The following is an 8499-nucleotide window of genomic DNA, read 5'->3' as shown; positions in this document are numbered from 1 at the left end:
GTCGACGAGCCGGGCGTGCGCGTCGTGCAGGTCGGCGGCCAGGGACGCGACGTGGTCCCAGTCCTGCTCGATCTGCTGCGTGCTCCGGCTCTGCTCCACACCCTTGATCGTACTGGTGTTCGAACGACCGAACAAGAGTTGTCCACACCAATTCCCTTGCAGCGCAGACGTTCTCGCCAAAGCACACGCCTCAGCGACACGACCGCGCCCGCAGTTCGAAGAGCTCGGTATAGGCGCCCCGGCGGCCATCAGCTCCTCGTGCGTGCCGTCCTCCGACTCGTCGAGCGGCATGCCACGAGTCCGAGCACGGTCTCCCCTGTCGTCGTGGACGCTGACTCGTCTCCGACCGACCCGACCCACCCCCAGGGCGCATCCCGTTAACGTGGGGCGCATGGCAGACAACGCGATCGTCGGCACGTCGTGGGTGGTCCAGGAGCTCGGCGGCGGCGTCCTGTCCGACCCGAAGCCCGAGCTGGCGTTCGGCGACGACGGCCGGCTCACCGGCACCACCGGCGTCAACCGGGTGATGGGGCGCTATGAGGTCGCCGAGGGACTGCTCACCGTGGTCGACGCCGCGACGACCCGCATGGCCGGCCCGCCCGAGGCGATGGAGCAGGAGCAGCGGCTGCTCGCCCTCCTCGACGCACCCCAGGCCTTCGTCGTCACAGGCGACCGCCTCGAGCTCGGCGACGGTGAGACCCTCGCCGTGCTCGTGCGCCCGAGCGTCCAGCCGGGCTGAGGCCACGAGAGCCGTCCGGCGTCGGTTAGCGTGGATCGCATGACGGGCCAGCCGTACTGGGAGAGCCCCGTGGACAAGCAGATCCGCGAGGCGCAGGAGCGTGGGGAGTTCGACAACCTGCCGGGTGCCGGCAAACCCCTCGACCTCAGCGACTCGGGCGATCCCGACTGGTGGGTCAAGCGCTTCGCGGCCCGCGAGAACCTCGACCTCGGGGGTGCCCTGCCGGGGGCGCTGGGGCTGCGCAAGGAGGCCGCGGGCTATCCGGAGTCGCTCGTCGACGTCCGCACCGAGGCGCAGGTCCGCGAGGTCATCGAGGACTACAACAAGCGCGTCCTCGCCGACCGGCTGCGACCGGCGGTCGGCAACCTGCCGCCGCTCATCGCCAAGACCCTCGACGTCGACGAGATGGTCGGGCGCTGGCGGCCGCTGCGCGCCGCGCTCGAGGAGCAGCAGCGCGCAGCCCGGGAGGACAAGGCTGCCGCGGCACGTGCCGCTGCCTCCGAGACGCGCCCTTCCTGGTGGCGTCGTCTCCTCGGGCGCTGACTGACGCCGACCGGGGCTGAACGCGCCCTACCCAACCGGCCGCTCGCGTGTCACGATCACGAGGAGCCGTGACCCCACGCGTACGACCTCGCGCGGGGCCACCCGTCGCAAAGGTGCGCATGTCCACAGCCTCCGGACTCGAAGCGGCCCTGACTGCGTTCGAGGACCCCGCAGCCAAGGCCCGGGACCTGCTGCGCCTGCACCGGGCGTGGGCGCACACCCACGAGGTGCCCGCCGGCGCCCGGGGCGTCGTCGCCCGCTCGTGGCTGCGGCAGACGCCCGAGGGCGACAAGATCTCGACGCCGATCTCCGACCACGCGCTGCTCGCCCGCCGCGAGCGCTCGCGCCTGCTCTCCTCCGTCGTCCCCGTCCTCAAGGACCGGCTCCTCCCCCTCGCCCACGAGGCCGGCAACGAGCTCGTCATCAGCGACGACGAGGGCTACCCGCTGTGGATGTTCGGCCCGTCGCCGATCCGCCGGCGCAGCGACGGCCTCGGCTTCGTCGAGGGCGCCCGCTGGCGCGAGGGCGACGTCGGCACCAACTCGCTCGGCACCGCGATGGAGGAGCGCCGCCCCGTCCAGATCTTCGGCCCCGAGCACGCCCGCGAGGACCAGCACGCGTGGGTGTGCACGAGCGCCCCGATCCTCGACCGGCGGGCGCGGACGCCGCTCGGCGTCGTCACGCTGAGCGGGGCCTTCCGCACCGCCCACCCGCACACGCTCATGCTCGTGACCATGGCCGTCCGTGAGGCCGTCGACACGCTCGCCGGCCAGCACGAGCGCGACCTGCGCCGGGTCGCCCGCGCCAGCGAGCCGTATGCCGGGTCGGGCCGTTTCGTCGTCGTCGACCGTCACGGGTGGGTGGCCCGGGCGGAGGGCTACGGCGTCGGCGAGCGTGTCTGGGTGCCGGGCAGCCTGCGCGAGGGCACGGTGTGGGTGCCCGAGATCGGGCAGGTCCGGGCCGAGGCGATCACCGGCGGCTGGGTGCTCCACGAGGCGGTCAGCGCCCCGGCGTCCGTCGAGGTGGTGCGCCACCCGAGCCCGCGCCTCCTCGTCACGACCGCGGGGTCGACCGTCGAGATCGCCCTGTCCGAGCGGCATGCCGAGATCGTCGCCCTCCTCGCGCACCATCCCGCCGGGCTCGACACCGCCGGCCTGATGGCCCTGCTCGACGGTGCGACGACGCCCGTGACGATCCGGGCCGAGATGTCGCGCCTGCGCAAGCGCCTCGGCGGCCTCGTCGAGAGCCGGCCCTACCGCCTCACCACGCCCGCGACGGTGCGGACCGACGCGACCTGAGCACCCGGCATACGCCAGCGGGGGCGACCTGCAACGTTCTGCAACCCTGTCCGGCGACCCCACGCGCTCCTAGCGTCAGCACCACGACCCCACGACGTGGACAAAGGAGTTGGCGATGGGTGAGCAGTTGACGGCGAGCGAGTGGCTCGGGAGGTTCGGGGACGCGCTGGCCTCCGGCGAGGTCGACCGGGTGACCGGTCTCTTCGGCGACGAGTGCTACTGGCGTGACCTCATCAGCATGACGTGGAACATCCACACGTCCGAGGGGCGCGGGCAGATCGGCGACATGCTCACCGGCATCGAGCCCGGCGCGTGGCCCACCGACATCGTGGCGACGAGCGAGTCCGAGGCCGACGGCGTCCACGAGGCGTGGTTCACCTTCGGCAACGCCACCTTCACCGGCAAGGGCCTGGTTCGCGTCCGCGACGGCCTGGCCTGGACCCTGCTGACGAGCGCGCAGTCGCTCAAGGACCACCCAGAGCCGTCCGGCGCGCGTCGGCCCCGTGGCGCCGAGCACGGCGTCAACGTCTCGACGGAGAACTGGCTCGACAAGCGGCAGCAGGAGGTCGAGTCCTTCGGCGTCGACGCCGAGCCCTACGTCCTCGTCGTCGGTGGCGGCCAGGGTGGCATCGGCCTCGCCGCGCGGCTCAAGCGTCTCGGCGTGCCGACGCTCGTCGTCGACAAGTACCCACGGCCCGGCGACCAGTGGCGCAGCCGCTACCACTCGCTGTGCCTGCACGACCCGGTCTGGTACGACCACATGCCCTACCTCCCCTTCCCCGACCACTGGCCCGTCTTCACACCCAAGGACAAGATGGGCGACTGGCTCGAGAGCTACACGAAGGTCATGGAGCTCGACTACTGGAGCAACAGCGAGGCGACGTCGGCGACCTTCGACCCCGAGACCGGGGCATGGACCGTGCACGTGACCCGCGAGGGGCGCGAGGTCGTGCTCCACCCGGCGCAGCTCGTCCTCGCCACCGGCATGAGCGGCATCGCCAACGTGCCGACGCTGCCCGGGCAGGACGTCTTCCAGGGCGACCAGCACCACAGCAGCAAGCACCCGGGCGGCGCGCGCTACGGCGGCAGGAAGGTCGTCGTCATCGGCTCGAACAACTCGGCCCACGACATCTGTGCCGACCTGTGGCAGAACGGCGCCGAGCCGATCATGCTCCAACGGTCGAGCACGCACATCGTGCGGTCCGACTCGCTCATGGACCAGGTCCTCGGCCCGCTCTACTCCGAGGAGGCCGTCGCGAGCGGGATCGACCACGACACCGCCGACCTCGTCTTCGCCTCGATCCCCTACAAGATCCTCGCCGACTTCCAGCGACCGGCCTTCGACGCGATCCGTGCGCAGGACAAGGACTTCTACGCCGCGCTCGAGGCGGCCGGCTTCGACCTCGACTTCGGCGACGACGACTCGGGCCTCTTCCTCAAGTACCTGCGTCGCGGCTCCGGCTACTACATCGACATCGGCGCCTCCGAGCTCGTCGCGAAGGGCGCGATCCGGCTGGTGCGCGGGCAGGTCGACCACCTGACCGAGCACGCCGTCGTCCTCACCGACGGCACCGAGCTCGAGGCCGACGCCGTCGTCTACGCGACGGGCTACGGCTCGATGAACGGCTGGGCCGCCCGGCTCATCAGCCAGGAGGTCGCCGACGCGGTCGGCAAGTGCTGGGGGCTCGGCTCCGACACGACGAAGGACCCGGGTCCTTGGCAGGGCGAGCTGCGCAACATGTGGAAGCCCACGCGACAGGACAACCTGTGGTTCCACGGGGGCAACCTGCACCAGTCGCGGCACTACTCCCGCTACCTCGCGATGCAGCTCAAGGCCCGGATGGAGGGCATCGACACCCCCGTCTACGCCCTCGCGGAGACCCACCACCTGGCGTGAGTCTGGGTGAAGTCTGGGAGTTCCATGCCATTTCGATGGGAATGCCCTCGCGGCGGGTCGCCAGACCCCCGCGGGGGCATGCCCGGGACTACGGTCGAGCGGCCCACCCGCACCCCGAGCAGCCCCAGAGGTGAACCCATGAGGCGTCCCACCCCCAGATCCACCGGCCTCGCCGTCGCAGCCGTCGGCTCGATCATCGGCTCCCTGGTCGTCGCCAGCGCGTCCCCGGCCCTCGCCCACGGCGACGCCGGCGGCCGCCACGACCAGACCCTGACCCCGCGCACCCACTTCGTCATGGCCGCCGACGGCTCGAGCGGCGCCCGCGCCGACGGCGCCGGCATCCCCAACATCGACTCGGTGAAGAAGACGATCTACAGCTACTACGGAGACCCCGGCACGGGCTTGGCCAACCGGACGAGCTCGCCCTACATCTCCGAGATGGGCCGGATCACCGATGGTCTCCGGGCCCAGCTCAAGCGGACGTATGCCGCCGCGGAGCGAGCGGGCACGAAGCCGGCCATCGTGCTCGACGCCGACGACACGACGCTCTGGACCTACGACATGGAGGTCGCGGACATGAAGTTCGTCTTCGACCCCGTGCGCCAGGACTACTGGGTCCAGCACCAGCTCTTCCCGGCGACGCCGACCATGGTCGACCTCGTCAACGAGGCCGACGCCATGGGCTTCACGATCTTCGGCCTGACCGGCCGGGGCGCGGCCCAGAAGGACGCGACGATCGGCAACCTCAAGGACGTCGGCTACAACGCCTTCACGCCCGACCACTACTTCACGAAGTGGGCCGGGTCGACGCCGCCGGCGTACATCACGTGCGCCACGGCCAAGTGCACGACCGTCGAGTACAAGGCGGGCACGCGCAAGCACATCGAGCAGGACCTCGGCTACGACATCGTCCTCAACATCGGCGACCAGTGGTCCGACCTGCAGGGCGGGCACGCCGACCGCAACGTCAAGCTGCCCAACCCGACGTACTACCTCCCGTCGCCCGACCTGCCAGGGGTCAGCGAGCCCCGCCTCGCGCCGCGCACCCACTTCACGATGAAGGCGGACGGCTCGAGCGGCCTCACCGAGAGCGGTGAGGGCATCCCCAACATCGACTCGGTCAAGAAGACGATCGCCACCTACTACGGCGACCCCGGCACCGGCATCGCTGACAAGACGAGCTCGCCGTACATCACCGAGCTCGCCGCCCTCGAGCGTCGCACGACCCAGCGGCTCGTCAACGAGTGCCGGCAGGGCGCCCGCTCCGGCTCGAAGCCGGCCGTCGTCTTCGACGCCGACGACACGACCCTGTGGACCTACGACATGGAGGTGGCGGACATGAAGTTCGTCTTCAACCCCGTGCGCCAGGACTACTGGGTCCAGAACAAGCTCTTCCCGGCGACGCCCGGGATGCCTTCTGTCGTCAAGGCCGTCGCCGACTCCGGCTGCACGGTCATCGGTCTGACGGGTCGCAACACCGGCCAGAAGGCCGCGACGCTCGCCAACCTCCACGAGCAGGGCTACCCGCAGTTCAGCGACGACCTCTACTTCACGAAGTGGCGCTCGAGCGAGACGCCGCCGGCCTACATGCAGGGCCACTGCAAGGCCTACCCGACGTGCACGACCATCGAGTACAAGTCGACGACCCGCGCCCACATCGAGCAGGACCTCGGCTACGACGTCGTCGCGAACCTCGGCGACCAGTACAGCGACCTCATCGGCGGCCACGCCGACCGTGCGGTCAAGCTGCCCAACCCGACGTACTACCTGCCCTGACCAGCCGGCCCCGACGGGCCAGCACCACGTATGCCGTCACGACCGTCACCGACGGGCGTGACGGCATACGTCGTCGTGGGCTCCGTTGCGGCTCAGTGCCGCTGGGAGTCCTCGTGCGCGACGAAGCGCACGAGGTCGGCGACGGAGTCGACGATCCGGCTCGGGCGGTAGGGGAAGTGCTCGACCTGCTCGCGGTTCGTCGAGCCGGTGAGGACGAGGACGGTGCGCAGGCCCGCCTCGAGCCCGCTGATGATGTCGGTGTCCATCCGGTCGCCGACCATGATCGTCGTCTCGGAGTGGGCGTCGAGGCGGTTGAGGGCGCTGCGCATCATGAGCGGGTTCGGCTTGCCGATGTAGTAGGGCTGGCGACCGGTGGCCGTCGAGATGAGGGCGGCGACCGAGCCGGTGGCGGGGAGGGTGCCGGCCGGGCTCGGGCCGCTCGGGTCGGGGTTCGTCGCGATGAAGCGGGCGCCCTTCTCGATCAAGCGGATCGCGCGGGTGATGGCCTCGAACGAGTAGGTCCGCGTCTCGCCGAGCACGACGTAGTCGGGGTCGCGGTCGGTCATGACGTAGCCGACGTCGTGCATCGCCGTCGTAAGGCCCGCCTCGCCGACGACGTAGGCCGAGCCGCCGGGGCGCTGCTCGGCGAGGAACTGGGCCGTCGCCAGGGCGGAGGTCCAGATCGCCTCCTCCGGCACGTCGATGCCGCTGCGGAGCAGTCGGGCGCGCAGGTCGCGCGGCGTGAAGATCGAGTTGTTCGTCAGGACGAGGAAGCCCCGGCCGGACTCCTTGAGGGCCGTGACGAACTCGGCGGCTCCGGCGATCGCGTCCTCCTCGTGCACGAGGACGCCGTCCATGTCGGTGAGCCACGTCTCGACGGGCCGGTGATCGGTCATGGACCCCATTGTGGCGGGTCGGGCCGCCGTGCCGCAGGTCCGGCGTGCCTCACGCCTGGACTGACGAGCGAAGCGAGCCAGTCGAGGAGGGAAGCCGGGACGTCATCGAGCGCCGGACGCGCGAGCGAAGCGAGCCGACGGCTCAGGACGCCGACTGGGCGATGGCGAGATCGACGCGGTCGGCCGTCAGGGCGTGCTGGATGACCATCGTGGCCGCGCCGATGACGCCGGCCTGCACGCCGGTGGTGGCGGGCACGATCTGGAGCACGCCGGTGGCGAGGGGGAGCGAGCGACCGTAGACGACCTCGCGCACGCCGGCGATGAGGCTCTCGCCCGCCTGGACGAGCGAGCCGCCGATGACGATGACCGAGGGGTTGAGCAGGCTGACGCACGTGGCGAGCACCTCGCCGATGGTGCGCCCGGCCTGACGCACCGCGAGGGCGGCGGGGATGTTGCCGCCCCGGACGAGGTCGACGATGTCCTTGTTGGACTCGGCGACGATGTCGATCTCCTTGAGCGCCTTGGAGATCGCCGGCCCGCTGGCGACCGCCTCGAGGCAGCCGACGTTGCCGCACGAGCAGAGCACCTCGGGGGCGTGCGGCGCCGCGACGTGGCCGAGGTCGCCGGCGGCGCCCACGGCCCCGCGGTGCAGGCGCCCGCCGCTGATGATGCCGGCGCCGATGCCCGTGGCGACCTTGACGAAGAGGAGGTGCTCGACGTCGGGGTGAGCCATCGCGTGTTCGCCGAGCGCCATGATGTTGACGTCGTTGTCGACGAGGACCGGCACGTCGAAGTCGCGGCGCACGTGGGCCGGCACGTCGTAGCCGTCCCAGCCGGGCATGATCGGCGGTCGCATCGGGCGTCCGCTCGAGTGCTCGACGGGCCCGGGCACGCCGATGCCGATGCCGATGAGGTCTCGGGGCTCGCGGCCCGCCTGCTCGAGGAGCCGGCGGGTCGTCGCCACGAGCCAGTCGAGGACGACCTCGGGGCCGTCGGTGATGTCGAGGTTCTCGCCGATCTCGCAGATCGGACGACCGCTGAGGTCGGTCAGGGCGACCCGGCCGTGCGTGGCGCCGATGTCGGCGCCGACGACGACGCGGGCCTCGGGGTTGAAGGCGAAGCGGACGGGCGGTCGGCCGCCGGTGCTCACTGCCTCACCGCTCGGCGCGAGCAGGCCGGTGGCGAGCAGCGCGTCGACGCGCGCGCCGACCGTCGAGCGGGCGAGTCCGGTGAGCTTCGCGAGCTCGGCGCGGGTGCGTGGCGTCTCGTCGCGCAGCAGCTGCAGCAGCTCGCCGGCGCCGCTCACGGCGGTGGCGGCATACGCGGACGACGATGGCTCTGGACGCACGT

At 71.2% G+C, this 8499-nt stretch carries 7 protein-coding genes; 5 read left to right on the top strand and 2 right to left on the bottom strand.

What is annotated here, in order from left to right; all coding sequences use genetic code 11:
* The first annotated feature begins 391 nt into the window (after positions 1 to 391).
* From ASH01_RS17705 to ASH01_RS17685, 5 genes are all read left to right on the top strand, one after another.
* Positions 392 to 739 (top strand): META domain-containing protein, encoded by a 348-nt coding sequence (locus tag ASH01_RS17705; protein ID WP_056779017.1) that lies wholly within the window; start codon positions 392 to 394, stop codon positions 737 to 739.
* 39 nt (positions 740 to 778) lie between these two features.
* Positions 779 to 1282 carry a J-domain-containing protein gene (locus tag ASH01_RS17700; RefSeq protein WP_056779014.1) on the top strand — a complete coding sequence of 168 codons (504 nt, stop codon included), beginning with the start codon at positions 779 to 781 and terminating at the stop codon, positions 1280 to 1282.
* Positions 1283 to 1401: 119 nt separating this feature from the next.
* On the top strand, positions 1402 to 2580 hold the full coding sequence (locus tag ASH01_RS17695; protein WP_056779011.1) for a hypothetical protein: 1179 nt from the start codon (positions 1402 to 1404) through the stop codon (positions 2578 to 2580).
* A gap of 115 nt (positions 2581 to 2695) precedes the next feature.
* Positions 2696 to 4477 (top strand): flavin-containing monooxygenase, encoded by a 1782-nt coding sequence (locus ASH01_RS17690; RefSeq protein WP_056779009.1) that lies wholly within the window; start codon positions 2696 to 2698, stop codon positions 4475 to 4477.
* 138 nt (positions 4478 to 4615) lie between these two features.
* Positions 4616 to 6253 carry an HAD family acid phosphatase gene (locus ASH01_RS17685; RefSeq protein WP_082619957.1) on the top strand — a complete coding sequence of 546 codons (1638 nt, stop codon included), beginning with the start codon at positions 4616 to 4618 and terminating at the stop codon, positions 6251 to 6253.
* A 92-nt stretch (positions 6254 to 6345) separates the two neighbouring features.
* Here ASH01_RS17685 and ASH01_RS17680 read toward each other — a convergent pair whose 3' ends face one another.
* Together ASH01_RS17680 and ASH01_RS17675 are read right to left on the bottom strand one after the other, a co-directional pair.
* Positions 6346 to 7158: an HAD-IIA family hydrolase gene (locus ASH01_RS17680; RefSeq protein ID WP_443081182.1), complete on the bottom strand. Its 813-nt coding sequence runs from the start codon at positions 7156 to 7158 to the stop codon at positions 6346 to 6348.
* A 133-nt stretch (positions 7159 to 7291) separates the two neighbouring features.
* Entirely contained in the window at positions 7292 to 8497 is a 1206-nt protein-coding gene (locus ASH01_RS17675; RefSeq protein WP_056778995.1) for an ROK family transcriptional regulator, read from the bottom strand.
* Between the last annotated feature and the right edge of the window lie 2 nt (positions 8498 to 8499).

The sequence above is a fragment of the Terrabacter sp. Soil811 genome (assembly GCF_001429655.1).
Taxonomy (GTDB): domain Bacteria; phylum Actinomycetota; class Actinomycetes; order Actinomycetales; family Dermatophilaceae; genus Terrabacter.
This window is presented reverse-complemented; position numbering and strand designations above follow the sequence as displayed.